This window comes from Herbaspirillum autotrophicum (genome assembly GCF_001189915.1).
In the GTDB taxonomy this organism is placed as follows: Bacteria; Pseudomonadota; Gammaproteobacteria; order Burkholderiales; family Burkholderiaceae_D; genus Herbaspirillum; species Herbaspirillum autotrophicum.
Genome location: NZ_LFLS01000045.1, coordinates 1 through 24,995, shown reverse-complemented (window position 1 = coordinate 24,995; position 24,995 = coordinate 1). Strand labels below are relative to the sequence as shown.

General features: G+C 59.5%; 29 protein-coding genes. 23 read left to right on the top strand and 6 right to left on the bottom strand.

The features are described 5' to 3' along the window. The first annotated feature begins 325 nt into the window (after nucleotides 1-325). Nucleotides 326-2,137 carry a hypothetical protein gene (locus tag AKL27_RS28235; protein ID WP_198156080.1) on the top strand — a complete coding sequence of 604 codons (1,812 nt, stop codon included), beginning with the start codon at nucleotides 326-328 and terminating at the stop codon, nucleotides 2,135-2,137. Between the two features lie 155 nt (nucleotides 2,138-2,292). Then, nucleotides 2,293-2,907 carry a LysE family translocator gene (locus AKL27_RS24535; protein WP_050465515.1) on the top strand — a complete coding sequence of 205 codons (615 nt, stop codon included), beginning with the start codon at nucleotides 2,293-2,295 and terminating at the stop codon, nucleotides 2,905-2,907. Nucleotides 2,908-2,950: 43 nt separating this feature from the next. On the opposite strand, the gene AKL27_RS24530 is transcribed toward AKL27_RS24535, so the two are convergent. Continuing rightward, nucleotides 2,951-3,730, bottom strand: a complete 780-nt coding sequence (locus AKL27_RS24530; protein ID WP_050465514.1) for an AraC family transcriptional regulator — start codon at nucleotides 3,728-3,730, stop codon at nucleotides 2,951-2,953. A 114-nt stretch (nucleotides 3,731-3,844) separates the two neighbouring features. On the opposite strand from AKL27_RS24530, the gene AKL27_RS24525 reads away from it, so the two are divergent. Then, nucleotides 3,845-4,651, top strand: a complete 807-nt coding sequence (locus AKL27_RS24525) for an alpha/beta fold hydrolase (protein ID WP_050465513.1) — start codon at nucleotides 3,845-3,847, stop codon at nucleotides 4,649-4,651. On the opposite strand, the gene pdxR is transcribed toward AKL27_RS24525, so the two are convergent. After that, the gene (pdxR, locus tag AKL27_RS24520; RefSeq protein WP_050465512.1) at nucleotides 4,632-6,059 is read right to left on the bottom strand and encodes a MocR-like pyridoxine biosynthesis transcription factor PdxR; all 1,428 of its coding nucleotides are present in this window, start codon (nucleotides 6,057-6,059) and stop codon (nucleotides 4,632-4,634) included. The genes AKL27_RS24525 and pdxR overlap by 20 nt on opposite strands. 121 nt (nucleotides 6,060-6,180) lie before the next feature. Here pdxR and AKL27_RS24515 point away from each other — a divergent pair, with 121 nt between their 5' ends. From AKL27_RS24515 to AKL27_RS24465, 12 genes are all read left to right on the top strand, one after another. Then, complete coding sequence (locus AKL27_RS24515) at nucleotides 6,181-6,618, top strand: carboxymuconolactone decarboxylase family protein (protein WP_050465511.1); 438 nt, start codon at nucleotides 6,181-6,183, stop codon at nucleotides 6,616-6,618. 70 nt (nucleotides 6,619-6,688) lie between these two features. After that, on the top strand, nucleotides 6,689-7,138 hold the full coding sequence (locus AKL27_RS24510; RefSeq protein ID WP_050465510.1) for a GNAT family N-acetyltransferase: 450 nt from the start codon (nucleotides 6,689-6,691) through the stop codon (nucleotides 7,136-7,138). Continuing rightward, nucleotides 7,135-7,773 (top strand): FMN-dependent NADH-azoreductase, encoded by a 639-nt coding sequence (locus tag AKL27_RS24505; protein WP_050465509.1) that lies wholly within the window; start codon nucleotides 7,135-7,137, stop codon nucleotides 7,771-7,773. The genes AKL27_RS24510 and AKL27_RS24505 overlap by 4 nt, the downstream gene beginning before the upstream one ends. Before the next feature lie 99 nt (nucleotides 7,774-7,872). Next, nucleotides 7,873-9,081 carry an MFS transporter gene (locus tag AKL27_RS24500; RefSeq protein ID WP_050465508.1) on the top strand — a complete coding sequence of 403 codons (1,209 nt, stop codon included), beginning with the start codon at nucleotides 7,873-7,875 and terminating at the stop codon, nucleotides 9,079-9,081. Between the two features lie 82 nt (nucleotides 9,082-9,163). Continuing rightward, nucleotides 9,164-9,628: a GNAT family N-acetyltransferase gene (locus AKL27_RS24495; protein WP_050465507.1), complete on the top strand. Its 465-nt coding sequence runs from the start codon at nucleotides 9,164-9,166 to the stop codon at nucleotides 9,626-9,628. 127 nt (nucleotides 9,629-9,755) lie between these two features. After that, nucleotides 9,756-10,385, top strand: a complete 630-nt coding sequence (locus tag AKL27_RS24490) for a LysE family translocator (protein ID WP_050465505.1) — start codon at nucleotides 9,756-9,758, stop codon at nucleotides 10,383-10,385. A gap of 193 nt (nucleotides 10,386-10,578) precedes the next feature. Then, nucleotides 10,579-10,707 carry a hypothetical protein gene (locus AKL27_RS28715; protein ID WP_269749275.1) on the top strand — a complete coding sequence of 43 codons (129 nt, stop codon included), beginning with the start codon at nucleotides 10,579-10,581 and terminating at the stop codon, nucleotides 10,705-10,707. 203 nt (nucleotides 10,708-10,910) lie between these two features. After that, complete coding sequence (locus AKL27_RS24485) at nucleotides 10,911-11,732, top strand: AraC family transcriptional regulator (protein WP_050465504.1); 822 nt, start codon at nucleotides 10,911-10,913, stop codon at nucleotides 11,730-11,732. Nucleotides 11,733-11,810: 78 nt separating this feature from the next. Beyond that, the gene (locus tag AKL27_RS24480) at nucleotides 11,811-12,224 is read left to right on the top strand and encodes a cupin domain-containing protein (protein ID WP_050465503.1); all 414 of its coding nucleotides are present in this window, start codon (nucleotides 11,811-11,813) and stop codon (nucleotides 12,222-12,224) included. Nucleotides 12,225-12,246: 22 nt separating this feature from the next. Further along, nucleotides 12,247-12,741 (top strand): GNAT family N-acetyltransferase, encoded by a 495-nt coding sequence (locus AKL27_RS24475; RefSeq protein ID WP_050465502.1) that lies wholly within the window; start codon nucleotides 12,247-12,249, stop codon nucleotides 12,739-12,741. A 101-nt stretch (nucleotides 12,742-12,842) separates the two neighbouring features. Continuing rightward, the gene (locus tag AKL27_RS24470; protein ID WP_050465522.1) at nucleotides 12,843-13,601 is read left to right on the top strand and encodes an ABC transporter substrate-binding protein; all 759 of its coding nucleotides are present in this window, start codon (nucleotides 12,843-12,845) and stop codon (nucleotides 13,599-13,601) included. 291 nt (nucleotides 13,602-13,892) lie between these two features. Beyond that, nucleotides 13,893-14,663, top strand: a complete 771-nt coding sequence (locus AKL27_RS24465; protein ID WP_050465501.1) for a type 1 glutamine amidotransferase — start codon at nucleotides 13,893-13,895, stop codon at nucleotides 14,661-14,663. 85 nt (nucleotides 14,664-14,748) lie between these two features. Here AKL27_RS24465 and AKL27_RS28230 read toward each other — a convergent pair whose 3' ends face one another. The 3 genes from AKL27_RS28230 to AKL27_RS27985 all read right to left on the bottom strand — a co-directional run bounded on the left by AKL27_RS28230 (nucleotide 14,749) and on the right by AKL27_RS27985 (nucleotide 15,701). Further along, nucleotides 14,749-14,904 carry a hypothetical protein gene (locus AKL27_RS28230; protein ID WP_198156079.1) on the bottom strand — a complete coding sequence of 52 codons (156 nt, stop codon included), beginning with the start codon at nucleotides 14,902-14,904 and terminating at the stop codon, nucleotides 14,749-14,751. A gap of 63 nt (nucleotides 14,905-14,967) precedes the next feature. Further along, a complete protein-coding gene (locus AKL27_RS28225; RefSeq protein ID WP_198156078.1) occupies nucleotides 14,968-15,123 on the bottom strand; it encodes a hypothetical protein in 156 nt (51 codons plus the stop codon). A 299-nt stretch (nucleotides 15,124-15,422) separates the two neighbouring features. Further along, nucleotides 15,423-15,701: a hypothetical protein gene (locus tag AKL27_RS27985; protein ID WP_157057085.1), complete on the bottom strand. Its 279-nt coding sequence runs from the start codon at nucleotides 15,699-15,701 to the stop codon at nucleotides 15,423-15,425. Nucleotides 15,702-15,825: 124 nt separating this feature from the next. On the opposite strand from AKL27_RS27985, the gene AKL27_RS24460 reads away from it, so the two are divergent. The 5 genes from AKL27_RS24460 (at nucleotide 15,826) to AKL27_RS28220 (ending at nucleotide 19,005) form a co-directional block, all read left to right on the top strand. After that, a complete protein-coding gene (locus AKL27_RS24460; RefSeq protein ID WP_050465500.1) occupies nucleotides 15,826-16,518 on the top strand; it encodes an SIR2 family NAD-dependent protein deacylase in 693 nt (230 codons plus the stop codon). Nucleotides 16,519-16,564: 46 nt separating this feature from the next. Further along, nucleotides 16,565-16,993: a hypothetical protein gene (locus AKL27_RS27980; RefSeq protein ID WP_157057084.1), complete on the top strand. Its 429-nt coding sequence runs from the start codon at nucleotides 16,565-16,567 to the stop codon at nucleotides 16,991-16,993. A 114-nt stretch (nucleotides 16,994-17,107) separates the two neighbouring features. Continuing rightward, nucleotides 17,108-17,764 (top strand): DsbA family oxidoreductase, encoded by a 657-nt coding sequence (locus AKL27_RS24455; RefSeq protein WP_050465499.1) that lies wholly within the window; start codon nucleotides 17,108-17,110, stop codon nucleotides 17,762-17,764. 175 nt (nucleotides 17,765-17,939) lie between these two features. Beyond that, nucleotides 17,940-18,068, top strand: coding sequence for a hypothetical protein (locus AKL27_RS28710; RefSeq protein WP_269749274.1), 129 nt, complete (start codon nucleotides 17,940-17,942; stop codon nucleotides 18,066-18,068). 415 nt (nucleotides 18,069-18,483) lie between these two features. Then, a complete protein-coding gene (locus AKL27_RS28220) occupies nucleotides 18,484-19,005 on the top strand; it encodes a GNAT family N-acetyltransferase (RefSeq protein ID WP_050465498.1) in 522 nt (173 codons plus the stop codon). 38 nt (nucleotides 19,006-19,043) lie between these two features. Here AKL27_RS28220 and AKL27_RS24445 read toward each other — a convergent pair whose 3' ends face one another. After that, nucleotides 19,044-21,995: an autotransporter domain-containing protein gene (locus AKL27_RS24445; RefSeq protein ID WP_050465497.1), complete on the bottom strand. Its 2,952-nt coding sequence runs from the start codon at nucleotides 21,993-21,995 to the stop codon at nucleotides 19,044-19,046. A gap of 321 nt (nucleotides 21,996-22,316) precedes the next feature. Between AKL27_RS24445 and AKL27_RS24440 the strand changes: the two genes are divergently transcribed. Genes AKL27_RS24440 through AKL27_RS24430 form a run of 3 tightly spaced genes read left to right on the top strand, consistent with a single transcriptional unit; the run spans nucleotide 22,317 to nucleotide 24,697 of the window. Further along, a complete protein-coding gene (locus tag AKL27_RS24440; protein ID WP_083439274.1) occupies nucleotides 22,317-23,051 on the top strand; it encodes a TonB C-terminal domain-containing protein in 735 nt (244 codons plus the stop codon). A gap of 4 nt (nucleotides 23,052-23,055) precedes the next feature. Then, entirely contained in the window at nucleotides 23,056-23,667 is a 612-nt protein-coding gene (locus AKL27_RS24435) for an RNA polymerase sigma factor (protein WP_083439273.1), read from the top strand. Next, nucleotides 23,651-24,697 carry a FecR family protein gene (locus tag AKL27_RS24430; RefSeq protein ID WP_050465495.1) on the top strand — a complete coding sequence of 349 codons (1,047 nt, stop codon included), beginning with the start codon at nucleotides 23,651-23,653 and terminating at the stop codon, nucleotides 24,695-24,697. Before AKL27_RS24435 ends, AKL27_RS24430 begins: the two co-directional genes overlap by 17 nt. Nucleotides 24,698-24,995: the final 298 nt, after the last annotated feature.

Here is a 24,995-nt window from a genome sequence, read left to right as displayed (position 1 = left end):
TGATGGCAGCACAAAAATAAACAGAACGCATTGCATTCATCACCAAGACCTTGCCGCATCAGACGCAGCCCGGTCATGTAAATCTGGCATTTCTTGTCGTAACGATAATTTGAAATATTTGCATCTTGCAGACGAGCAGCCTGTGTGCCGGCCTGCAGGGAACGTAGTGCATCAACAATAAAAAACGGGAGACACCATGCATTCCTTGGGTTATTTCACATCGCCGATACTGCTCCTGACGCTATGCAGTTCCTTCAACGTTTGGGCGCAGACCACGATTGACACGACGGATCCGGCGCCTCCGGTTTTTGTAAAACGACATTACTTGCAGCAGACGAACCCGGACAGCATTAAGTCGGATTATGCAATCGAGCGTGCCAACCGGCCACAGCCGAAACTCGGCATTGCATTGGCCGGTGGCGGTACCCGGGCGGCGCTGTTTGCACATGGTGTGTTGCAGGGTCTGAACGATAGCCGCGTGCTGGAACATGTCGATGCCATTTCCAGCGTATCGGGCGGAAGCTATGCTGCGTATTGGTATTTCTCCAAACAACTGGAGGCGCGGCGCCTGGGATTTGGCCCTGCAGAAATCTTCAAGGATTGCCTTCCGACCTGGTGGGTGGAGGGCAGCAAGCCGACCAATGACGTTACCGACCAGACGTTGCGCATCTTGATGAACAAGGCGGCGCAGGCACAGCCTCAGATCATGGCGCCGTGCACCAACTCGCTGCACTGGGAACCGGGTGATCCTTATCGCTGGCAGGCGCATCTGGCGCGCTGGCCGGATGTGTTCAGACATTATCCGGGATATGTCGACGGTAACCGGCAACATGCGCCAATCGCCTGGACCGTCAGTGAATTACCGGCACTGACGATTGAAGCTTTCCTTAAAATCATTCCGGTCAAATCGCTGTTGCCCCGGGAATATCACTACGGAATTGAACGGGTCTGGGGACTTAGCCCGGCACCGCGACAATTCGATACTGCGCCGCTGACGATCCGCCAGGATAAACTCACCAGGTGGACCTATACCAATGGCAAGGGCGAACTTGGTCAGGGCGACATGCATGTCAATCCGGATGCAGCCGGCTGGAAAACGCTTGCCGACACTTATAAGGCAGACCCGACCTTGCCGCTGTGGGTACTGAACGCAACCCAGGGACAAAAAAAACGGGTACCCAATCCGGATCACATTTATGAAATGACGCCATTGAGTCACGGCTCCCGCGCCTTGGGTTATCGAAATGAATCGCCGCAGGCGGCCGGGATACCGGACCTCGGTACCGGCACGCTGGCATCCGCCGCGTTTGCTGATCGCCAGGGCTGGAATGGCCCGGCCAGCTGGTTCTTCAATTTGCATAAAGCGCTGACCTGGGGAATCGATATTGAAAACCGCTTCGGCCCCGTGCCAGCCGAATTGCATTTGAGTGATGGCGGCGGATCGGAAAATCTGGGCCTCTACAGCCTGATCAAGCGCGGCATTCCTGACATCATTGTGGTCGATGAGGCACAAGATATGGAGGGCATGATGGATGACTTGTGCTGGGCCAAACAAGCGCTGTCACAAGATGGTCTCCGCTTGTCCTTTGACAAGCTCGGCAATTTCGAGCAACTGTGCGAAAGCTGGGAGCCGGACAGCAAACTGGGCAAAAAAGCGTACAACACGTCGGCCTGGCTGAATCCGGTGGTGACCGGCACCGTGACCTGGCCCGAGGTTGATGGCAAAAAGGTGCCGCCGACGCGGATCTGGCTGATCAAGCTGGGCTGGAATCAGCAGGCATTCCGGCGCGCGTTCAATGCCCAGGATTGCCAGTCAAAGGAGCATCCGGTCAATTGCCTGCTGACGGTTTATTACGGCCACAACACGCAAACCATCAATAAAAAAGACGGCTACATGATATTCCCGCATTTGAGTACCGCCGGCTCAACCTACAATTCGAGCAGCTATCTGTTCTGGGCCTATCGGGAGCTGGGCCGCATGGTGGCATCGACGCTGGTCTGGGATGAGACGAACGGCGGTCAATTGGCACTGGCGGCGGGCACGGTGGAACAACAGCAAAAGATGTGCGACTACCTGCCGAATCGCCGGCCGCAGCGCATTCCTGGCAGTCCCGAGGCAGACTTGGCATGCAAATGAACGGCAATTTTCTGTTTGCCGTGGCTGCCGTGGCTGCTGTGGAATTCCTGAAGCGTCATCAGCCTGGCACCCGATTATCGGTGTCCGGCAGTCATTGCGCGTGTCTGGTATCGTCTTTCATTCGCCATCAAATGGACCTGAATACCGCGTAAACCATGAACCACGCCGCCCAACTCCTGATCATCGCCGGCGTGCTTTTCCTGAGCGTGCTCAGCCCCGGCCCCAACTTCGCCATCGTGACGTCCACCGCCATGACGGTGTCGCGCCGTGCCGGCATGCTGGCCGCGCTCGGGCTGGCGGCGGCCTCGTTCAGTTGGGCGTTGCTGGCGGTGGCGGGGCTGGGTTTGATCGTGGCCCGCTTGCCCTGGATTCATGCTGCGGTACAGATGGCGGGTGCCGTATATCTGATCTGGATCGGAGGCAAGATGCTGATCGGTGCACGCCAGCCGTTACCGGTGGCGGATGGTCGCCGCGCCAGCGGAATCGGGGCCGCCCGCAAGGCCTTTCTGGTCAGCATGACCAATCCCAAAGCAGTCGGTTTCTACGGCAGCATCTTCACCGTCATGGTGCCGCTGTCGGCGCCGTTGTGGTTTTACGCCGCCATCGTCGTGCTTGCGACATTGATCTCGGCCAGTTGGTATTGCGGACTGGCGCTGCTGTTTTCGCACCGCGCCGCCCGCGCGGTCTATGCCCGCGCCAAGACCAGCATTGAAGCCGGCATGGGGCTGCTGTTGATCGGCCTTGGCGGGCGCTTGCTGTTCAGTCGCTGATGCCAGAGGCGGGCCGTGCCTGACGCGGTCAGCGTGAACAATATCAGTGAGGACGTTCCAGATAGGCGCCCGGTGCTGCGCCCAAGACCCGATGAAATGCGGCGGTGAAGGCACTCGGGCTGGCGTAGCCAAGGTCGAGCGCGACCCGTGTCACGGAGGCGCCCGCACTCAGGCGGGCAATGGCCGCCAGCATGCATACCTGCAAGCGCCAGGCGGCAAAGCTGACTCCGGTTTGTTCTCGAAACAGGCGGGTAAAGCTGCGCCGGCTCATGCCGGCCCCGGCCGCCACGGCATCCAGATCGGTCTTGACCGACGGCGCGGCAAACAAGCGATTGCAGACACCGGCAAGACGCGGTTCGGTTGGCAACGGGGCGTGCAAGGAGAGTTGCGGCATGGCCGCCAGTTCGGCGAGCAACAAGCTCATCAGCTTGCCGGCATGACCGTCGGCCTCGTACATGGCAGGGACATCGATGGCGGCCTCGAACAACTGCTGCAACAGCGGCGATACCGCGCAGACACAGCAATCCGCCGGCAGTCCGGCGGCTTGCGCGGCGTCCACCGCGACAAAGGAGTTGAGCATGCTGACCGGGCCGATCATCGTCATTTCATGCGCGATGCCGGCCGGTATCCAACAGGCGCGCTGCGGTGGCACCAGCCAGCGCACGTGCGGCGTGCATACGCTGATCGCACCGCGCGCGGCAAAAGCGAATTGGCCGCGTTGATGGGCATGGCTGGGGAACACCGAGCCAGCCGGATAGTCGTTGGCAGTCACCACCACATCGCGCGGGATGTGTTCATAGGGATCAAGCAGAGTATTGCGCATGGCCCGAATTCTACAGTGTTTGACCCGGGAGCGAAGGCGGGGCGCGGGCGGCGGGATTAAGATTGCTGCCTGGCCATGCCACCGGTAAACACTTCATTCTGTTTTGGAAACGCTATGCACAATTCTTTTCACCGGGTCGGTCACGGCCCGCATCCGGTTATTGTTTTGCACGGTTGGTTCGGTGACGCCCATGCGTTCGACGCCATCGAACCCTGGCTGACGACCGACAATTTCAGTTATGTGTTCATGGATTATCGCGGCTATGGCGGCATGCAGGATGCTGCCGGCAATTACACCATCGATGAGATTGCCGCCGACACGATTGCGCTCGCGGATGCCCTTGGCTTCGCCAGCTTCAGTCTGGTGGGACATTCGATGGGCGGCACCGCCATCGAAAAAATTGCCGCGCTGGTGCCGGAGCGGGTCCGTGCGTTGGTGGCGTTGGCGCCGGTGCCGGGCGGCGGTATCGCATTCGCGCCAGCCATGCGGAGCTTGTTCGAAGCTGCCGCGGAGTCAATCGAGCACAGAAAAGCCATCATTGACCGCAGCACCGGCCACCGCTTGCCGTCGTCATGGGTTGCATGGAAAGCAGCGTATTCCGTCACGTGTTCTGCGGTCCCGGCGTTTGCCGCCTATTTTCGGGCGTGGGCCGACAGCCACTGCGAGGACTACCTCGGCGGCCCGCATCCGTTGCTGGTGGTAGTGGGGGAGCATGATCCGGCGTTCACGGCGGAACTGATGACCGCAACCTATCTGCGCCGCTATCCGCACGCCGCGCTGGAAGTCATGCACAATGCCGGTCACTACCCGATGAATGAAACGCCGCTGGCGCTGGTGGCACTGATGGAAAAATTTCTGTCCGACATCGTGATGCAGCAAGACTGCCACGCGCAAACGCAAGTCATGCCAAGGCTTGCCTGACTTTCAGCGCCAGCCGCGTCGCTTCCTTTTCATCCGGCACGTTGGCAAAGCCGAGCAACAAGCCGGGCTGCGGCGCGGCATTGAGATACCAGCGCGACAACGGGTGCATGGCCAGACCGGCGCTGCGTATCTGTTCGGCCAGCCTGACGTCGTCTTCGTGCGCGGCCAGTTTTGCCAGGATGTGCAGACCGCCCGGTTGCAGATCGAAGCGTATCCGGTCGCCCAGCACTTCCTGAAATACGCGTGAGGTCAGAGCGCGGCGCTCGGCATAGAGCAGCCGCATTTTTTTCAGATGCCGGGAAAAATGACCGTCGGCGATAAAGTCGGCAATCGCGGCCTGGAACAGGTAAGGGCAGCCGGCGTTGAGGTTGCTGGATGCCGCCTGAAAGCTGGCCACTGCACTCACCGGCGCCACCACGTAGGCCAGCCGCAAACCGGGAAACATCGATTTGCTGAAGGTGCCGCTGTAAATCACGCGGTCATTGCGGTCCAGACTTTTGAGGGCTGGCAGCGGCCGGCCCTGATAGCGGAATTCGCTGTCGTAGTCGTCTTCGATAATCCAGCTGCCGTTCTGCCCGGCCCACTCCAGCAATGCCATGCGGCGTTCCAGCGACAGCGTCACGCCAAGCGGACTCTGGTGCGAGGGCGTGACCATGGCGAACCTGGCATGCGGGCGCAGTTGCTTGCCGGCATCCACCATCAGGCCATGTTCATCGACCGGCACCGGCACCATGTCGAGCGCGGCATGTTGCAGAAACATGCGGGCAAAGATATAGCCCGGATCTTCAAACCAGAAGCCGTCGCCGGCCGTGGCCAGACTGCTCAGGGTCATTTCCAGCGTGTTGCGCAGACCAGTCGTGATGAATACCTGTTCCGGCCGGCAATTGACGCCGCGCGAGACCCCCAGATACGTCGCAATCCGCTCCCGCAAACGGGCATAGCCGGCCGGGTCGGGGTAGGCCAGGCGCGCCGGTTCGCTGCCGCGCAGGCGATGCGCCACCAGCCGGTTCCACACCTTGCGCGGGAACGCATCGAGTGCCGGCAAGCCCATTTGCAGCGGCTTCGGTGGTTTGCCATCGTGGTCGACATTGACGGCCCGCGCCGGCCCCGGCAAGACGGTGGCCGGCTGCAGCGAGGCCGGCGGCGGCAACTCCGGCGACACCACGGTGCCGGCCGCGCCCCGGACTTGCAGATAGCCTTCGTCGGTCAGGATGCGATACGCCATTTCTACCGTGCCGCGCGCCAGATTCAGCTCGGTCGCCAGCGCCCGCACGGCCGGCACCCGATCACCGGCGCGCAGGTTGCCCTGTTCAATTGCGGTCTTGAAGCGTTGGCAGATTTGCAAGTACATCGGCAATGCCAACGTGCGGTCAAGCTGCAGATCAAGAGCAGGCGCGGCGGATTTCATGGACTAGTCCTTTTTTCATTTCTTGGCCCTTTTGGCATGGCCAAGATTTTCGCATACTTCAATGCAAGCAAACACCCGATCACTTACCCCGTAAAACCCTCGATACCAGAAGGAGCTTCACATGCAACCACGTCTCAACTTTTACACTGCCGGTCCGGATGTCATCAAAGCCATGATCGGCGTTGAAAACCAGATCAACAAAAGTGCACTCGATATCTTGCTCAAAGAATTGGTGCGCCTGCGTGCATCGCAAATCAATGGCTGCGCCTTTTGCCTCGACATGCATGTAACTGATGCCCGCAAAGCCGGCGAATCGGAACGGCGTCTGGCGACGGTCTCGGCCTGGCGTGAAACCCCGTTCTTCAGCGAGCGTGAACGCGCAGCGCTGGAATGGACCGAAGCACTGACGCTGGTATCGCAACAGCATGTGCCGGATGCCGTGTGGGAAGCCGTGCGCCCGCATTTCACCGAAGCCGAACTGGTCGAGCTGACCTTGCTGATCACCTCGATCAACAGCTGGAACCGCTTTGCCATCGCCTTCCGCAAGATGCCGGAGTAATCGCCGCAAATGAATCTGGCGGCGTTGCCTGCGCAGCGTCAGCCGGGCCGCAATTTTTTTGGAGCAATGCATGCAATCTCAGACAGAAATCAACCATGTGGAAAGCGACGCCGAGGTGGCCGCTTCGTTTTCGGTGATGCAGGAATTGCGGCCGCATCTGCGCGACCGCGCCAGCTACGCCGCCAAGATCGCCCGCCAACGTGCGCAAGGCTATCGCTTGCTGGCGGCATGGCGCGATGGCGTCATCGTCGGCCTGGCCGGCTACCGGGTGCAAGACAATCTGCTCTATGGCCATTTCGTCTATGTCGATGATCTGGTGGTGACGGCAGTCTTGCACCGCTCCGGTACCGGCGCCAGCCTGTTGCAGGCGGCACGGCAGCAAGCGGTGGCCTTGGGCTGTTCGCACTTCATCCTCGATACCGGTCTGCACATGGCGCTGGCGCAGCGCTTTTATTTCCGTCAGGGATTGCTGGCCACCGGCATGCACTTCGTCGAACCACTGCCGCAGGTGGCGGCATGAAACGTATCTTGTTGTTGAACTGTGGCCCGCACAGCGATGCCAGTCACGGCTATCGGCTGGCGCGCGAAGTGCTTGCCGCAACCGGCATCGGACCGGTCAGCATCACCGAACGTGATCTGGTGCAGTCGCCGTTGCCGTCCATCGGTCGCGATTATGCAATTGCGCTCACGAGCGGCGCGGCGCACGAAGTGCCGGAATTCGCTTGCTCCGAACAATTGATTGTCGAACTGGAACAGCACGCTATGTTGTTCATCGTCACGCCGATGCACAACTTCACGGTTCCGGCCACGCTCAAGTTGTGGCTTGATCATGTGATCCGCATCAACCGCAGCTTCGAGGCGACGCCACAGGGCAAGGTCGGCAGTATCCATGACCGGCCGACTTTCGTGCTGGTCAGTTCGGGTGGCTTTTTTGCCGGTGAACGCGCCAGACAGGCCGACTTCCTGACGCCGTACTTGCGTTACGCACTGGCCTCGATCGGCATCAGCGATGTACATTTCTTCCCGCTGCAAGGTCTGGTGTTCGGCCCCGAAGCGGTGGCGCAGGCGGTGCATGCAGCAGGGCAGCAGCTAAGCGAAAAACTGCATGCGCAACTGTCCTTCAACCTGGCCAATCAGCCAGTCATGACAGCATGAGTTAATCGCATGGCGGATGGCATGCCGGCGGGGCGGATGCAGTCAGGAAATCGATTCTGGTAGTAAACTGACGCATCCCGATTTCATGCCATCCACATCATGCGCGATCTGAAAGCCGCCGCCATCTCCGCCGAAGCGGATACGTCCGATACTGCTGTCCGGCGCCGTTCGCTGATCGCGGCCTGCAGCGCCCATGCGGTGCATGACGGGTTGACCGATCTGATCTATGTCTTGTTGCCGATATGGCAATCCCAGTTTGGCATCAGCTATGCCATGGTGGGTTTGTTGCGCGGTTCCTATTCCGGCATGATGGCGGCGTTCCAGTTGCTGGCCAGCCGGCTGGCGCGACGCTGGGGCCGTGAGCGGCTGCTGGTGGGCGGTACCGCGCTGGCCGGTGTGGCTTACCTGATTGCCGGCCAGGCCGGCGGTTTGACGGTATTGCTGATGGCCTTGTTGCTCGGCGGTCTCGGCGCCAGCACGCAGCATCCGCTGGCATCCTCGCTGATCACCGATACCCACGAAGCCGGCGGCGGCGTCAAAGAAGCCCTGGCGCAGTACAACTTTGCCGGCGATATCGGCAAGACCCTGATTCCGGGACTGGTCGGTCTGTTGCTGGTGGTCGCCAGCTGGCAAACCAGCGTGACGCTGATGGGTTTGCTCGGGCTGGCCGCCGCCGGCTTGCTGTGGTGGCTGATTCCGGCCCAAAGCGAACAGTTGGCGGTCAAGCAAAAATCCACCAACACCATGACCGGCAACGGTTCCGTCAGCGGCCTGCGGGCCTTGTTGCTGACCGGCACGCTCGACAGCGCAGTGCGCATGGGGTTCCTGACTTTCCTGCCATTCCTGTTGCAAAGCAAAGGCGCCGGTACCGCCGGTATCGGGCTGGCGTTGTCGCTGCTGTTTGTGGGCGGCGCCTTCGGCAAATTGCTGTGCGGTTATCTCGGCGCGCGCATCGGCATGATGAAAACAGTATGGGTCACGGAGTCGGCCACCTCATTGTTGATACTGTGCGCAGTCTGGCTGCCGCTGACCGGATTGATGGTCATGCTGCCGTTACTGGGTCTGGCGCTCAACGGCACCTCATCGGTGCTGTATGGCGTGGTGCCGGAACTGGCCGGCGCCGGCAAACGCGAACATGCCTTTGCCTTGTTTTATACCGGCACCATCGCCGGCGGCGCCATCGCGCCGATCGTGTTCGGCCGCCTCGGCGACGTCGCCGGCGTGCCGGTGGCCCTGATCAGTCTGGCGGTGGTCCTGTTGCTGACACTGCCGTTGTCATGGCTGGTGCAGAAGGGGGTAAACAGTTGAGGGCGCCTCCATGCAATTTTCACCGGGACGGCTTTGTTTCCCCGGTCCGGACACGAGTCTCATCCCCTTTCTGCACCGCGCCATGACCGCGTATCCCCATCTCGCTCTTGAAACCCCGAACCAAGCCGAAGTTATCGCGCTGATCGCAGAACTGGATGCTTACCAGAAGCCACTGTATCCGGCCGGGAGTCATCACGGCATCGACATCGCTGCGCTCGCTGCCGCCAATGTATTGTTTGCCGTGGCGCGTGCCGACGGCGGAGAAGTGGTGGCGTGCGGCGCCATGGTATTGCAAGCGGAGTATGGCGAACTCAAGCGCATGTTTACCCGGCCCGCGCAGCGCGGGCGCGGCGTTGCCAGTGCCTTGCTGGCGTATCTTGAAGCCGCAGCGACGGCACGCGGGTGCCTGCAGTTCATGCTGGAAACCGGCAATCTGCAACCACAGGCGCTGGCGTTGTATGCGCGCCATGGTTATCAGCGCTGTGGTCCGTTCGGCGATTACGCGGATGATCCGCACAGCGTGTTCATGATGAAGACGGTGACATGATCGTCGCCATTCATTGCAGACGAACGCTTGCACAATTTGTAGCAACCGCAGCAGTACCTCGCGTCCGCTCGTATTTGTAGTGATGATGTCGGGGCAATAACATTCACCAGTCAATTTTGAAAAAAACATGTCTAATTCTCTCGCCATCGCTTCCATCCTGTTCACGCTGCTGATCGGCGCCATGAGTCCCGGTCCCAGTTTCGTACTGGTGGTGCGCAACGCCATCGGCTTGTCGCGCAAGGACGCGATGGCCAGTGCATTGGGCATGGGGCTGGGCGGGATCATTTTCAGTGCGGTGGCACTGGCAGGTTTGTATTCCTTGCTGGCGGCAGTGTCCTGGCTCTACATGACGTTGAAGATCGCCGGCGGTGTCTATCTGATTTATCTGGCATCAAAAATCTGGCGTTCTGCCAGTATGCCGCTCGCGTTTGACGACCTGAACGACAAGCGCACCAAAGGCCGTGCCCATGCTTTCTGGACTGCTGTTGCTACCCAGCTGAGCAATCCCAAGACCGCCATTGTGTATGGCAGTATCTTTGCTTCGTTGCTGCCGCAACATCCGCCGTTGTGGTGTTATCTGGTGTTGCCGCCGCTGGTGTTCGTGATTGAGGCCGGTTGGTACACGGTGGTCGCGTTGTGTTTTTCGAGTCAACGTCCGCGGCGTATCTATTTGCGCAGCAAGGCCGGCGTGGATCGGTTTGCTGCCGGTGTGATCGGGGCATTGGGGTTGCATCTGGTGTGGAATGCCAGGACGTGAGTTGACTATGTGACGGCGACTGGGCAGCGGACAGTGTGCCGGTTTTTCATGATGGACAGGCATTGAGTGCCCGGACAGGGGGACATCGGCGATTTCCGGTGCATTCCGCAATCGCGCCGGGCGACTGATGTATACTTCGGCGCGATCATCAGAGATGATGCTGAACAATCTCCACACCAAACCAAGGAATATCATGCGTAAACTGCGCCGCATCAAGAACATGGAATCGACTTATCGTATTTACTTCAACAAGCTGCTCAACAGCATGCTCGACGAACTGGCTGCCGAAGTCGCCGAACGTGGTGACGACAAGCAAGCCTGATGCGTTGCAAGTAAGCCCCGTTATACCCGTATTACACGTTGTGGACAGTTGTCGTACAGTTCACGACGTGCCTGCACCAGCCCCAAATACTCCCCGGTTTTTCGCTGTGCGCTCCCCGTTGCGGGAAATGTTTCATGCTGCTCGGCAACTTCATCTGACTTGTTCACGGGTATCGCGTTGTCCTCAACCGCGAGCGTGTTGCCATGGCGCATGATAAAAATGCAACTGACTGGATCTGCCGCGCGCCGTACGCCGGCAAGCTGGAGCGTATCGAGGCTTTCATTGCCGGTTACGGCTATGCGCTGCATCGCCACGATACCTATGCGATAGGGACCACGCTTTCGGGCGTGCAAAGTTTCCAGTATCGCGGCCAGGAACGCCACAGTCTGCCGGGCACCACCATGGTGTTGCATCCCGACGAAGCGCATGACGGCCAGGCCGGTACTGCCGATGGCTTTCAGTATCGGAAGATCTATGTCGAGCCGGCGCTGATCCAGCAGATTCTCGGCGGCAAACCATTGCCATTCATCCGCAACGGCATGTCATTGGACCCGCGGCTGGCGGCCGCCACCCGCGCTTTGCTGCAAGGCATGGAGCGTCCGCTCGATGCCTTGGAAGAAGACGATGCGCTGTTTGATCTGGCGCAGGCATTGAACGCCGTCGCCGGCGTCCCCACCGGCAGAAAAAGCCTCGATTACCGCGCGGCAGAAACGGCGCGGCAGTTCATCCATGACACGCTCGACCGGCCCGTCACGCTGGATGACATGGCGCAGCACAGCGGACGTGATCGCTGGAGCCTGTCGCGCGACTTCCGGCAGCTGTTCGGCACCAGTCCGTATCGCTATCTGATCATGCGCCGGCTGGATCTGGTCCGTACCTTGCTGATGCAGGGGCAGTCGCTGGCAAGTGCGGCGCTGATCGCCGGCTTTGTCGATCAAAGCCACATGACCGGGCATTTCACCAATACCTGGGGCCTGCCGCCGTTGCGCTGGCTGAAACTGCAAGGCCGCCCGCGATCTGGCTGAGACGTGCACAATCGTACAAGAATCAAGGCATTGGTTTGACTATGCTGGGTGTTTCTGATCCCACCAGAGGTACACGCCATGAGCACGCATCCACGGTCGCCAACGACACCGGCAGCAATTCGCGGAAATACATATCAACGCATCAATTTCGCGGAAAAATTTTCCTTGTTCAGCGAACAATGGGCACCCAAGGTCATCGCTGAAATGAATGACTACCAGTTCAAGCTGGTCAAAATTCAGGGCGACTTTATCTGGCATGATCACGTCGATACGGACGAAACCTTTATTGTTCTGGACGGGCGGTTGCGGATCGACTTTCGCGATGGTCATGTGCAATTGGGTGCGGGCGAAATGTTCGTGGTACCCAAGGGGGTCGAACACAAACCGTTTGCCGAAGGGGAAGTCAGGTTGCTGCTGATCGAGCCGCGCGGGGTGCTCAATACCGGTGATGAAGGCGGGGCCCGCACCGCCATCAATGATGTTAGGATTTGAGCATCTCCAGGAAAGGCGGGCAATGCAATCACGTTCATTAGACGTCGATGACCTCGACGTGATTTGTCGGCAACGCGAACAAATGTTTCGCGAAGCCGGGCGTGATGACGCCACGCTCGCGCTCATGACTGATTCCTTTCGGCTCTGGCTCAAGCCGCGTTTGCTGGATCAACGCTACTTCGGTTTTCTGTTGACCAGGCAGGAGCAGGTGATTGCCGGTATCGGCCTGATGGCAATCGACTGGCCGCCACATCCGTCGCATCCGATGCAGGATCAGCGCGGCTATGTGCTCAATGTGTATGTCGAAACGGCATACCGGCGGCAAGGCATCGCACAGCAACTGATGCAATTGGCAGAAGAAGAGTTTGCCCGGCGCGGCCTGCAATTTGCGATTCTGCATGCCACGCAAATGGGCCGGCCTTTGTATGAGGGGCTGGGCTGGAATGCCACCACCGAAATGGCCAAGACACTGCCGGCTACGCCAGCGTCAACCAACAACAAGGGCCAGCCAGCATGAAGCACGCTTCGATCAGATCAAGTCACTGGCGGTGCTATCCGGCACTGGTGGCATTGTTATTGTTCAACGCTGCCGCACAGGCACAAACATCGGGAGCAGGCATGACGCGCATCATCTATTCACAAGCGGCGATCACCCGCCTGGCAGCGGTATTCGCGCCGGGCGGAACCTTGCGGGCATCGATCAATCTCGGCAATCCGGTCTTGGCCAATCTCGATCCGGCCACCGGCCAGGCGGCCGGTGTCTCGGTCGATCTGGCGCAGGAACTGGCCCAACGGTTGGGCTTGCCCTTGCAACTGGTGACGGTCAGGTCGGCCGGTGAATCGGTCGACAACGTTGAGCAAGACAAGGCCGATATCGGCTTTTTTGCAGTCGATCCCAAGCGCGGGCAAAAGATCAGCTTCACCCAGCCGTATGTCTTGATCGAAGGTTTTTACGCCGTGCGTACCGACTCGCCGATTACCAGCAACGAGCAGGTCGACCGCCAGGGTATTACCGTCGCGGTGGGCAAGGGCAGTGCCTATGACTTGTTTTTGACGCGTGAATTGCAGCACGCCACGATCGTGCGCTCGGCAACTTCGCCGGCGGTAATACGGGATTTTTTGACGCAGAATCTGGCGGTGGCGGCAGGGGTAAAACAGCAACTGGAACAGGATGCGGCACAGGCCGGCGGCGTGCGGATTCTGGCGCAGCGCTTCATGGTGATCCGGCAGGCGATGGGCGTGCCCAAGGCCAAAGGCGATGAGGCCGCCACGTATCTGGCGGCATTTGTCGAAGAAATGAAAGCTTCCGGCTTTGTCGCTGCGGCATTGGCCCGGCACCGGATTGAAGGTGCGCTGGTCGCCGCCAAAGATGACTGAGCATGGCGGCCAGCGACTGGCTCATGCCGCGCATGTGGCGCCGGTTTGTTGACAACGCTCGCAATGCCGGCAGAAAGAGGCATTCCCTCGGCATTTTTCCATGGCATTTTTTAATCCGGTAATGCTTGCGCGGTGATCGCGGCGAACTCGCTCAGCTAACGTGTGAGATCGCGTCAGATTTCTTTACGTATTTTTTACGTGAAACCCATCAAATAGAATCCAGTTTTTATACCGAAGCTTCTACATTGAGGTCTCCATCACTACAGGCTTGTTGATGCAAGCCGTGACTTTATGAGACCCATCGCCATTCTTCAACACGAAGCAACGCAAGGGCCGGGTGTACTGCGCGACCATTTGGACGAAAACGGCATCCCGTACCGGCTCATTTCACCTGCCTCGGACGGAAAAGCGCCCATCGATGCCAGCAAGTTTGGCGGCATTGTCGTGTTGGGCAGCGATCACTGCGTGAATGAAATGTTGCCGTGGATTGAAGATGAGCGGCGATTGCTGCAAGATGCCATCCGGCGTGATATTCCGGTGCTCGGCCATTGTTTTGGCGCACAAATGCTGGCGCGTGCCATGGGCGCCAAAGTCAGCCGCAATAGTTGTCCGAATATCGGCTGGAGCCAGATATGGATCACCCCGCCAGCACAACAGGTGATGGGACTGCCGCGACAAGCGACGATCTTCAACTGGCATTACGATACGTTTGAAATTCCGGTGGGCGCGATCCGTACCATGTATGGCAGCCATTGCCTGAACAAGGGCTTCAGCCGTGGCCGTCATTGGGCATTCCAGGGACATCTGGAAGTGACCGCAGACAGCATCCGCGATTGGTGCGCAGCCGGGCGGGCCGAACTTCGTTGCGCGCAAGGGCCGGCGGTGCAAAGCGAAACGCAAATTCTGCAAGCGTTGCATGACCGGATCGCAGCATTGCACACGATCGCGGATCAAACCTATCGGGCCTGGACCAGTCAGTTGGACCGGCCAGTCTTTGTTGCGCAGCGCACGACCTTATCCTGTCCCCCGACGGCCATCCTGAGCGCCGTCGCACGCGGCTGACATGCGACCGGCACCGCCGACAAGATAGTTCGTCAGCGGCGCCAATCCGGGTTTCGCGGGCCGGTACCGGCTGCACAACTTGCCATCAGAACAACTTTCCAATGAAGCGGGCGCCCACATGCAGGATCATGGCGATGGGCGACTCGTAGTCTGTGGCGCCGGTGAAGATGCTGTCGGCGCGGGCGGCGGTGGTCATGAACGCCAGGACGATGGCGGCGGTAGCAGCGGTGATGATGCGCATGATGTTTCTCCTTGACGTAGACGATGGTGATTGCGTGATGCGTGGTGTGGTATCGGCCGGATATCAGAACAGTTTTCCGATGAGGCGGGCACCCACATGCAGGATCATGGCGATGGGCGACTCGTAGTCGGTAGCGCCGGTGAAGATGCTGTCGGCGCGGGCTGCGGTGGTCATGAAAGCCAGGACGACTGCTGCGGTAGTAGCGGTGATGATGCGCATGATGTTCTCCTTGAGTGATTCAGTATCGGGTTGACCGATCCGCTGTGTTTTTCGTTTCGGTATGGGTGTATCTTGCGCCGCGCCGGTTACGGATCGATTTCAGTTCCGCAGGCTTATATTTCAATTGAAACAAAGCGGGAATCCTGGCGAATGCAACATGCCCGGACGTTTCACATGGGCGATACAGGCGGCTGGCTCGCAACGTGGGGCGGAAACAATTCAGGAACACTGCGTTTGGATCAGGAGACGGGGGCAGCGCGCGTGAAGCGCCTGAAGGAAGAACCGGGCGGCTAAAGTTGTCAGGCGAACGCGAAGTGCAATTGCGTTGCGACCGGGTATGTTTGCCGGACATGTGAGTGACCGGCGTCGGCCAGCAGCGCAATAAATATCGCTGTAATTTTGCGATTTTTCATGATGGAGATAGTGATGCTCCGTCGACTGTTCTTGATTTCAATAGCGTGGCTGGCAGTCAAAAAGAATGAACATGGCAGGACCTGATTTTGGTTTGAACGACTATCAGAAACTGTCTGAAAGACAAAAGGCCATTTACAGGACAGTCCTTGTTTCAGCATTTTCATTTATTCTATGCGCTTGGATATTTGGTCCGTGGTGGCATTGATTGACATGTGGAAACCGGTACCTCCGCTGCTGGCCCGAAGCCGCCGGTCATACTTATTAAGTGATTCATTGGTATAGAACAATATGAAAGAAAAGGTCCTCATCTTCAGTGGCGCAGGTGTCAGTGCCGAAAGCGGCCTTAGAACCTTTCGCGACATGGGGGGATTGTGGAACGAATATGCGGTCGAAGAGGTTGCTTCACCTGAGGGATGGGCCAAAAATCCTGAGCTGGTTCTGCGCTTTTACAATGAGCGTCGACGAGCCGTGATATCGGCCCAACCCAACGAGGCGCACAGGGCAATTGCCCGTTTGGAGGAGTTTTTCGATGTTGTCGTAATTACTCAAAACATTGATGATTTACACGAACGGGCGGGCTCCTCCAAGGTAATTCATCTTCACGGCGAAATAGTGAGGGCGCGCAGCTCCGTCGATCCAAACCTGACCTGTCAGCTCGATGGGGCCGACCTGGAAATTGGCGATACATGTGAAAAGGGAAGCCAGTTGAGACCTGATGTTGTGTGGTTCGGAGAGGAGGTAAGATTGATGAGGGCGGCGGAAAAATACGTCGCAAATGCGGAAAGGATAATCACTGTTGGAACCTCTCTTACCGTCCATCCGGCCGCCGGCTTACTGAAGAAAGCAAAATTCTCATCAGAGAAATACCTGGTCTCTGTTGATGAAATGCACCCACCGTATGGCCACAGGTTTTTAAGAGGGAGTGCCACAATGGTCGTTCCCCATATTGTGAATTGCTGGATAGCGGGCCGCAAACCTTGAGCGGCCGGTCCCAACGAACAGCTGCAATCGGCGGCCATGAGCGGACGTGCCACTAAGCATCATCACGACGATAAATGGGAAGTCGATTGTTTCTCAAACACCTGGTTATTTGATGAATCCGCGAGCGCTCAGCCAAAGAGAACTTGAATTGACAGATTGGCTGTTGCGCCATGGGATTTCAGATGCCGGGATGTTCCTTCCTCAGGTCCCGCAGTTGAAAGTCGTCGTCCATTGTCAATGTGGCTGTGCAAGTATCAATTTTTCGGTTGCGGAACAGCGGCCCGGAAAATCAGCGATGCGCCTACTGTCCGATTATCGGTGGCGCGACCCGGAAGGGCATTTGTTCGGAATTTCTGTTTTTGAACAAGATGCGCTTTCAGCCGGCCTTGAGGTTTGGTCAATTGATGGCATTGCAACCCCGATGACGCCTCCGGTTGCAGAGTCGCTTGAGCCGTTTGGAACGGTCCGTGGATAATTGAACCGTCGTCCGCTGCCGGCCACCATCCGATGCCATTCCCGCATCGGATTTACAATATCCCTCTCCATCCACACCACCTGACAACAGGTGCCACCCCACGAGGCAGCGACCATGAGCAAGACTTTGAAGATCGATTTTGTTTCCGACATCGTATGTCCCTGGTGCGCCATCGGGCTGGCGGGGCTCAATACGGCGCTTGAACGCATCGGCCCGGCGACGCCGGTCGACCTCACCATTCATCCGTTCGAGCTTAATCCGGACTTGCCGGCGGCCGGCCAGGATCAGCTTGAACACATCACCGAAAAATACAACATCAGCGCCGATCAGGCGCGCGCCAACCGGGAGCAGATCCGGGCCCGGGCGGCGCGTGTCGGCTTCACCATGAATCGCGGTGATGCCAGCCGCGTCTACAACACCTTCGATGGCCATCGCCTGCTGGCGTGGGCGCAGCAGAAGAATGCACAGATGACGCTCAAACAGGTCTTGCTCAACGCGTATTTCACGGATGGCAAGAACATTGCGGACCGCGAGGTGCTGGCTGACCTTGCCGCACAAGCCGGTCTGGACCGCGCCGAGGCAAGCGAAGTGCTGGCATCGGATCGTTTCGCGCAGGAAGTGCGGGCGGAAGAAGCACTGTGGGTTCAGCGCGGTATCAGCAGCGTGCCGGCTGTGGTCGTGAATGACCGCTACCTGATCTCGGGCGGCCAGCCGCCGGAAGTGTTTGAAGAACAACTGCGGGCGATTCTGGCGGGCGACGAGCGTGAGTGATTGTTGCAGGGGGCAGGGGCGGTCGCTGATTGGGGATGATGAAAATCAGTCTCGCGTCCCAGGTCATTTTCGCCGAATGTTTCAGTTGTAATCTGGCAGCCGCAGATTGTAATCATGCAGAAGGGTGGCCGGCGCAAGATACGTCCATACCCACTGAATTGATAAGGAGCACATCATGCGAGCAGCATTTTTTATCGGAATGATGACACTGGCTTGCGAAGCACACGCTGCCCGGGGCGGCGCGATGTTGGCGAAGGATCTGGCGCGGTTGTTCGGCCGCCTTTTCCAACACTATTTCGGCTGACAGTTGCATTACTGCGCGGAGGCAACCGGTACGTCGTCGGCGATGGCGTACTTGCGCGGGTCTGTTTGAAAGCGGTGAGCAGGCGCCGAGCCCCAGCAACATTACGATGCCGGCCGACACGATCAGCCCGCTTTTCAATCTGGTCGACATCGGCATGCCGTGTCCTCCGCTATCCTGTTGTCAGATGTACCCGCGCCGTCGCAGCCAATGGCGTATCTGCAGTATCCCTACAAACTGCAGGCGATACAAGCGTGGCCTGCACGTTGTGCAACCATCGCCGCCGCCGGAGAAGCCGGTTCTGATAAAGTGGCAGTCTTCTCGTGGTCTGTTACCGGCCGCAAGCGCGTTCAGCGCCTGCCGTGTCAGGCCACGTTCTGCTGAATCGCATCCTGTCTCTGGATTGGGAAAACGGCGCATGATTTTTACTCCACGTCTGGCGTTTCGTCCGTTCCGGGACGATGACGTTTCTGTTCTGTACGATTTCATGCACAGCGCCGACGCCATGCGCTACACCTATATCGCTCCTTCGCCGGCGCAGTTGGCCTCACGCTTGCGGACCTGTGAGGCATTGCGCCTGACGCTGGGCTGCGCGCCGTGGGTGGTGCTGGAGCGAACCGGCATGCAAGTGATCGGGTGGGGCGGCCTTAGTGTCGATCCGGAAGTCCCCGGCTGGGGGCTGGAAGTGAGCTATGCATTTGCGCCTGCCAGTTGGGGCAACGGCTATGCCACCGAGCTGGTGCAATATGCGGTGCAGCACGCATTGGTATCGCTGGCGGTCCCTGAAGTGAATGCGTTCGCCATGCCGGAAAATACGGCGTCGATCCGCGTGTTGCAAAAATCGGGCTTCACGCTGGTGCGCTATGAGCCTGAGCTTGAACGCAATCATTACGTAGTAACGGCACCGGCTCAGACAGTACCGCCCGACGAGCGCAAGTGACGCGCATGCCGGCATTGCATCACTACTTGCCGGCAGATTCAGAAGGCCCAGTTGGCCCGCACCGAGGCGGTGTGATTCAGGTAACCCGAGCGGCCTTCGGCATCATAGCGCAGCGTGATGTCGGTGCCATAGGGGGTGGTCATGTTGTAGCCGATGCTGCCGCGCAGGAGCCAGGGCGAATGATCGATGCCGGTGGTCACGAACGATTGCCCCGGTGCACCGGCATAGGCGGCAACAATATTGCCGCGATCATTGATGGTGTCGTAACCGGCACCGACTTGCACATCCAGCCGCGACTTGTTGGCGAAACGGTATTGCAGCAGGGCGTCGGCACCCAGCACCAGTGCATCTGTGCGCTGGGTTGCCACATTCAGGTTCAATGCCCCGGCACCGGTTTCGTCATGACCGGGTGATTTCAGCCACGTATAGTCTGCGCGTATTGCCGGTGTCAGGGTGGTGTTCTCGCTCAGGGCGAAGGCTTGCGCCAGCGCTGCGCCGAGGTGCGCGCTGTACGTGCGGTAATCGGCACTGGCGGTGCGTGCGAGTCCGCCGAACGCCAACTGGCGCGTGCTCTTGCTGTTGTTCAGGCCGGCATCACCCTGGAAGCTGAAGGTGCGGTTGCCGTCCAGGTCCTTGCTGCCATAGACCGCAATCACATGCGAATTGATATCGGCACGCTGCGCGGTACCCGCGAGGTCGGTATTGCCGTTGACGCTGGTCTTGGCATACCCGTAGGCCACGCCCAGGCGTGCATCGGGTGTCACCTGCATGTCACTGCCGAACGCCATGCCCCAGCTGTCGGCCTTGAAACCGGCCGCACCGCTGCGGTCATCCTGGGTGGCGCGGGAACCGAATATCTTGCCCCAGACTTGCCCGTCCGCCAGCCGCTCGCCGGATGCCACGCCGGTTGCCCTTGCCGGGTCGCCATTGCGCTGTTGAATCAAAGACTGGAAGCCTGACAGCGTGCCCTGAATGGCCTGATTGCCGGAGATGACCGGCAGGGTTTGTGCGGCAGCGCGGGCCACATCGCGGTTGCTCGCCAGTTGGCCCAGCGCATTGACCACGGTGCCCATGTCGCCGCCTGCACCTTGCATGATTTGTCCGTCGAGCACGCTGGCAGCACCGAGTGCGGACCAGATCTGTTGTCCGCTGACGGCATTCTGCATACCGGTGTTGCTGTTGGCGACCACCTTCAGATCGACGTTGTTGCCATTGACGAACGCGCGGAAGTTGAACAGCGCCGAGTTGTCGGTCACGTTGAACGTCGACGCTTGCAGAGTGCCGGCAGAAATGACACTGCTCAAGGTATTGCCGATGCCTAGTGTGTTGACGTTGCTGACATTGACATCAAGGCCGGTGCCGGCAGCAAAACTGGCGTTGCCGGTCACGGCCAGCCGGCTGTAATTGGCGGCGTCGGTGGCATCGACACGCAGCGTGCCATTCGCCGCTTGCGTGTAGTTGCCGTTGACGCTCAGGGTGCCGGTCTCCGCATGCACCGTGCCGCCAGCCATGACGGTGGCGCTGCCGACGCTGCCGCTGCCGGCCAGGGTAGCGCCGCTGTTTACCGTGGCGGCGCTGACGAGGCTGCCGCCACCGGCAATGCGCAGCGTGCCGGCGTTGATGCTGGTGCCGCCGGTGTAATTGCTGGTGCCGGTCAGGGTCAATGCGCCGGCACCTTGCTTGAGCAGGGACCCGGCACCGCTGATGACACCACTAAAGCTGGTGTCGTCGCTGCGATTGAAAGCCAGCGAGGCGCCACTGGCGATGGTTGCATTGCCGGTGATGGCGCCGGCAGCGCCGCCGTTGCCGATCTGAAGTGTGCCGGCCGAAATGGTAGTGCCGCCGCTATAGGTATTGTTGCCGGTCAGGATGGTTGTTCCGGTGCCGGCCTGGCTGACATTTCCCAGGCCGTCAATAACGCCGCCGTAGGTGAGGTTGTTGTTACGGTTGAAGGCCAGCGAGGCGCCACTGGCGATGGTTGCATTGCCGGTGATGGCGCCGGCAGCGCCGCCATTGCCGATCTGGAGTGTGCCGGCTGAAATGGTAGTGCCGCCGCTGTAGTTGTTGGATCCGGTCAAGGTGAGCGTTCCGATGCCGAGCTTGACCAGGTTCCCTGTACCGGAAATGACGTTGCCGTAAAAGTTGGCGCTGTTGTTATTGAAAGCCAGAGTCGCACCTGAATTGACAGCAACATTACCTGTAAGAGTGGCATTGCCGAGACCATTGCCTATTTGCAGTGTTCCGGCTGATACGGTCGTTGTCGCCATCCATAACGACTGATTTACGGTGAGCGTGCCGGTTCCCTGTTTGGTGAACCAACTCGAGGGACTTTGCAGATTGCCGAGCCCAACGTTGTGCCCGTTCGTGTCCAGAAGTGCAATGCCAAAATTGAGGTTGATGTTGCTGGTTGTAAGGAAATTGGCGTTATCTGCGGTTGCCCGGAGAATGCCTCCATTCCAGTTAAGGGTGCCGATGCCTGGGTCAAGACTGGTGATTTCCAGCACACCGCCAAGCAGATTTAGTACCGATGAGCCTGAAATCAGAGATATGGTACCGGTGCGCACTGTGCCACCATCTTCTATTGTCAGAATGCCGGTGGTAGCATTACTGCCAATCCGCAGGGTACTGCCGTTGCTCCATACAGTACCGCTGCCGGAGACGGTTACGGACCCATTTCCAACGTTATTACCGATTGAGGCGGAGGTACTCGACACGTTGGCGCCACCACTGATACTGAGCGTGCCATCGGCTGTCAGACCCACAAAAAGTGCGCCAAAATTATATCCATCCGGAATGCTTCCCGGCACAGTCGAGTTGCCATCAATAATAGTCGTTTGCGCCACTGATAGACCCGGCAACAGCATCAGCAACGGTACCATTGCCAGCGAAGCCAGGGCGCGTCCGGTTTTACCGCTGCCGCGCGACAGCTCGGAGGCGACTTGCCATATCTGGCGGCGGCGATTGAATACATGGCGGTAAGTGCGGTTCATGCGTGGTGCTCCCTGGCGGTTTTTGTTGTATCGATGCGAGAAAGCGAAAACTATAGCGAACAGAAACGCATTTGTATCTACTGCAAATGCAGTAGTCGCCGGTTGCTTCGGCGGCATTTTTCCTGCGTCCGGCGCGGTTGCGATTGACCGCTGGCCGGCCGGTATATCCCGCAACGGTTCCTGGCGGACGGCGGCCAGTTCTTTGCGTGAATTGACGCTTGTCACGAAACGGTAATCTTGCGGCGCTACTATCTCGTCATCAAACCGTCAGCATTCAGCACGCGCCACCCGTGCCTGGCGATTTCAGTTTCCATTTCCCCGATGAACACCACTTTGCGCGCTCCGGTCGTGAGCAATGCCTTGCTACTGTCCATGTGTTTCGCCGTCAGTCTGCTGGCGCTGGGCGTGGCCTGTGCCGCCGATGCCGAACGCGCACCGGCTGGCGTGATGCGTTTTGATTTGCCGGCGCAGGCGCTGGAAACGGCGTTGCAAGCCTTTGGCGGCGTCAGCGGCTATTCGGTGCTGGTGGCGGCGCAACTGACCGCTGGCCGGCGTGCGGCTGAAGTGCGGGGGGAATTCTTGCCGCAACAAGCCTTGCAATTGCTGCTGGCCGGCACCGGTTTGCGGGAACGCTATATCGGCACCGAGGCGCATGCCTTTACGCTGGAGCCGGTGCCCTCTGATGCGACGGCGGCGCGCGGTGCAGCCGCGCCGCTGCCGGCTGCCGTGCCGGTGGATCCGGGCTGGCGCCGCAACGCGTATGCCCAGGTATTGCAAGCCTCGATTACCCGCGCATTGTGCCGCGCCCAGCCGGACAGCTTTGGCCGTTACCGGATGGGTGTGCAGTTGTGGCTGGAACGCAGCGGCGCGGTACGCGACGTCCATCTGCTGGAATCAAGCGGCATGGCGGCGCAGGACCAGACCGTCTTGCAACAGCTCGCACGGCTGGTGATGGATGCGCCGCCACCGCCTGACATGGCGCAGCCATTGACCATCTTGCTGACACCGCGGCCCGACCCGGCAGCCGATTGCCGCCGCGTGGCGCGGCAGGACTGAGGTCATGCCGGACACCATCAAAGCTGCCATGCGCACCCTGTTTCTGAACCGCTATTCGCAGTTCAAGCGCCATCTGCGCCTGCGGCTGGGGTCAGAAGATCTGGCCAACGACGCCTTGCATGAAACCTGGCTGCGGGTAGAAAAAATGACGCTGGCCGGCGCCGTCAAATATCCGTCGGCGTATCTGTTCCGGATTGCCCTGAATATTGCCGAAGATCAGCGCAAGAGCAATTTGCGTTCGCTGGGTACGGCAGAACTCGATGAGTTGTATGAAATGGCCGATGACATGGCCGATCCGGCGCGCACCATTGAGGGCCGCAATCAGCTCGATGTATTGGAGCGGGCCTTGGCCGAGTTGCCGCGCCGTCGGCGTGACATTGTGATGGCCGCGCGCGTGGATGAGATGCCGCATCGCGATATCGCGCGGCATTTTGGCGTTTCGCCACGGACCGTGGAAAAGGAATTACGGGCCGGCCTCGAACATTGCTGCGCCCGTCTCGGACGCGAATTCGTGCAGCGTTTCGGTCCCGCTGCCGGCAGCAAGGTCGCCGGCAAAGCCGATGCCGATGGCGGTAAAGGCGGGCAACAGGGAGGCGACGATGAACCGCGAGACTGAGGTGCAGGCGATGCAAATAGTTGAACAGGAGGCACAAGCCTGGGTGGTGCGGTTGGCGTCGGGCCAGGCCACCAGCCAGGATGCGCAGGCGTTCAAGCGCTGGTGTGCGCGCAGCGCCGGTCACGCGCGTGCCTTTGTGCAGGCGCGCGCGGTCTGGAAAGACATGCAGACTGCGGCACAACGTTTGCCGCAGAACGTGCCGGCAGCGGCCATGCCACGGCGCAGCGTCCTGCAAGGCTGGTGGTCGCCCACATTCGCACCGCAGTCATCACGCAAGCCGGTGCCAGTGATGTCGGGGCGGCGCGCCTTCGTCGGCGGTGCCGTGGCGGCCTCGGTGGCGTATCTGGCGTGGCGGCCGCCGCTTGATCTGTGGCCATCGGCGGCTGAGCTGGCGGCCGATTTTTCCGCCGACTATCGCACCGCCACCGGCGAGCAGCGTCAGATCGTGCTGGCCGATGGCACGCAATTGCAAATGAATACGCAGACTCGGATCAATCTGCGCAGCGCAGCGCCCGGCAGCGAGGCACTCGAATTGCTGGCAGGCGAAGCCGAGATCCGCACCGGCGGCAAGGGCGCCGGTGCGGTATCGGTACGCGCCGCCGGTGGTGAGATCAGCGGTGCCGGCAGTTTCAATATTCGTCATACCGATCAGGATGTCTGCGTGTCCTGTCTGCGCGGACAGGTGGCAGTCGAACGCGGCAGCCGTCGCATCACCTTGCAGGCCGGCGAACAACTGACGTATGGCCCGCAAGGTTTCAGCAACCGGCAGACGGTCGATGCCGGCGCTGTCAGCAGTTGGCGTCGGGGCATGCTGGTGTTCCGCCAGGTGCCGCTGGTGCAAGTGGTGGCGGAAGTCAATCGTTACCGTCCTGGCAAGTTGATTCTCAACAGCGAGGCGCTCGGCCGCAACAAGGTGCAAGCCAGTTTTGCGCTGGACCGGCTGGACGACGTGGTGGCGCTGATTCGCGATGTCTATGGCGCCCGCGTGACGCGGCTGCCGGGCGGCATCGTCTTGCTGGGGCTGGCGTGAACCTGTCGTGCCGGGTTGGCAGGCACGACCTTTCTGACACATTTATGACATTTTGATGACCATCTGCAGTCGTTCCCATTCTTTTTCGTCATAGCACCCGTAAGCCGCGAATGCCTCGTGCGTGCTGGTGCTCCAGTGCGTGCCCCCGGAAGGTGATTCGTGACATCGGTCAGCATATAAAAAGGGAATGTCGCCATGCAACGGAGCAAGACTGTCAGAACCAAGCCAAACTCATTTGATTCAATGCCAGCAGAACGGGCAGTCCGGCTCAAGCCGCTGGTGCATGCGGTAGCGCTGC

Coding starts and splice junctions, on each gene's coding strand:
- AKL27_RS24535 (WP_050465515.1), top strand. CDS start 2,293: ATGAACCACGCCGCCCAACTCCTGATCATCGCCGGCGTGCTTTTCCTG.
- AKL27_RS24530 (WP_050465514.1), bottom strand. CDS start 3,730: ATGCGCAATACTCTGCTTGATCCCTATGAACACATCCCGCGCGATGTG.
- AKL27_RS24525 (WP_050465513.1), top strand. CDS start 3,845: ATGCACAATTCTTTTCACCGGGTCGGTCACGGCCCGCATCCGGTTATT.
- pdxR (WP_050465512.1), bottom strand. CDS start 6,059: ATGAAATCCGCCGCGCCTGCTCTTGATCTGCAGCTTGACCGCACGTTG.
- AKL27_RS24515 (WP_050465511.1), top strand. CDS start 6,181: ATGCAACCACGTCTCAACTTTTACACTGCCGGTCCGGATGTCATCAAA.
- AKL27_RS24510 (WP_050465510.1), top strand. CDS start 6,689: ATGCAATCTCAGACAGAAATCAACCATGTGGAAAGCGACGCCGAGGTG.
- AKL27_RS24505 (WP_050465509.1), top strand. CDS start 7,135: ATGAAACGTATCTTGTTGTTGAACTGTGGCCCGCACAGCGATGCCAGT.
- AKL27_RS24500 (WP_050465508.1), top strand. CDS start 7,873: ATGCGCGATCTGAAAGCCGCCGCCATCTCCGCCGAAGCGGATACGTCC.
- AKL27_RS24495 (WP_050465507.1), top strand. CDS start 9,164: ATGACCGCGTATCCCCATCTCGCTCTTGAAACCCCGAACCAAGCCGAA.
- AKL27_RS24490 (WP_050465505.1), top strand. CDS start 9,756: ATGTCTAATTCTCTCGCCATCGCTTCCATCCTGTTCACGCTGCTGATC.
- AKL27_RS28715 (WP_269749275.1), top strand. CDS start 10,579: ATGCGTAAACTGCGCCGCATCAAGAACATGGAATCGACTTATCGTATT.
- AKL27_RS24485 (WP_050465504.1), top strand. CDS start 10,911: ATGGCGCATGATAAAAATGCAACTGACTGGATCTGCCGCGCGCCGTAC.
- AKL27_RS24480 (WP_050465503.1), top strand. CDS start 11,811: ATGAGCACGCATCCACGGTCGCCAACGACACCGGCAGCAATTCGCGGA.
- AKL27_RS24475 (WP_050465502.1), top strand. CDS start 12,247: ATGCAATCACGTTCATTAGACGTCGATGACCTCGACGTGATTTGTCGG.
- AKL27_RS24470 (WP_050465522.1), top strand. CDS start 12,843: ATGACGCGCATCATCTATTCACAAGCGGCGATCACCCGCCTGGCAGCG.
- AKL27_RS24465 (WP_050465501.1), top strand. CDS start 13,893: ATGAGACCCATCGCCATTCTTCAACACGAAGCAACGCAAGGGCCGGGT.
- AKL27_RS28230 (WP_198156079.1), bottom strand. CDS start 14,904: ATGCGCATCATCACCGCTGCTACCGCCGCCATCGTCCTGGCGTTCATG.
- AKL27_RS28225 (WP_198156078.1), bottom strand. CDS start 15,123: ATGCGCATCATCACCGCTACTACCGCAGCAGTCGTCCTGGCTTTCATG.
- AKL27_RS27985 (WP_157057085.1), bottom strand. CDS start 15,701: ATGAAAATGCTGAAACAAGGACTGTCCTGTAAATGGCCTTTTGTCTTT.
- AKL27_RS24460 (WP_050465500.1), top strand. CDS start 15,826: ATGAAAGAAAAGGTCCTCATCTTCAGTGGCGCAGGTGTCAGTGCCGAA.
- AKL27_RS24455 (WP_050465499.1), top strand. CDS start 17,108: ATGAGCAAGACTTTGAAGATCGATTTTGTTTCCGACATCGTATGTCCC.
- AKL27_RS28710 (WP_269749274.1), top strand. CDS start 17,940: ATGCGAGCAGCATTTTTTATCGGAATGATGACACTGGCTTGCGAAGCA.
- AKL27_RS28220 (WP_050465498.1), top strand. CDS start 18,484: ATGATTTTTACTCCACGTCTGGCGTTTCGTCCGTTCCGGGACGATGAC.
- AKL27_RS24445 (WP_050465497.1), bottom strand. CDS start 21,995: ATGAACCGCACTTACCGCCATGTATTCAATCGCCGCCGCCAGATATGG.
- AKL27_RS24440 (WP_083439274.1), top strand. CDS start 22,317: ATGAACACCACTTTGCGCGCTCCGGTCGTGAGCAATGCCTTGCTACTG.
- AKL27_RS24435 (WP_083439273.1), top strand. CDS start 23,056: ATGCCGGACACCATCAAAGCTGCCATGCGCACCCTGTTTCTGAACCGC.
- AKL27_RS24430 (WP_050465495.1), top strand. CDS start 23,651: ATGAACCGCGAGACTGAGGTGCAGGCGATGCAAATAGTTGAACAGGAG.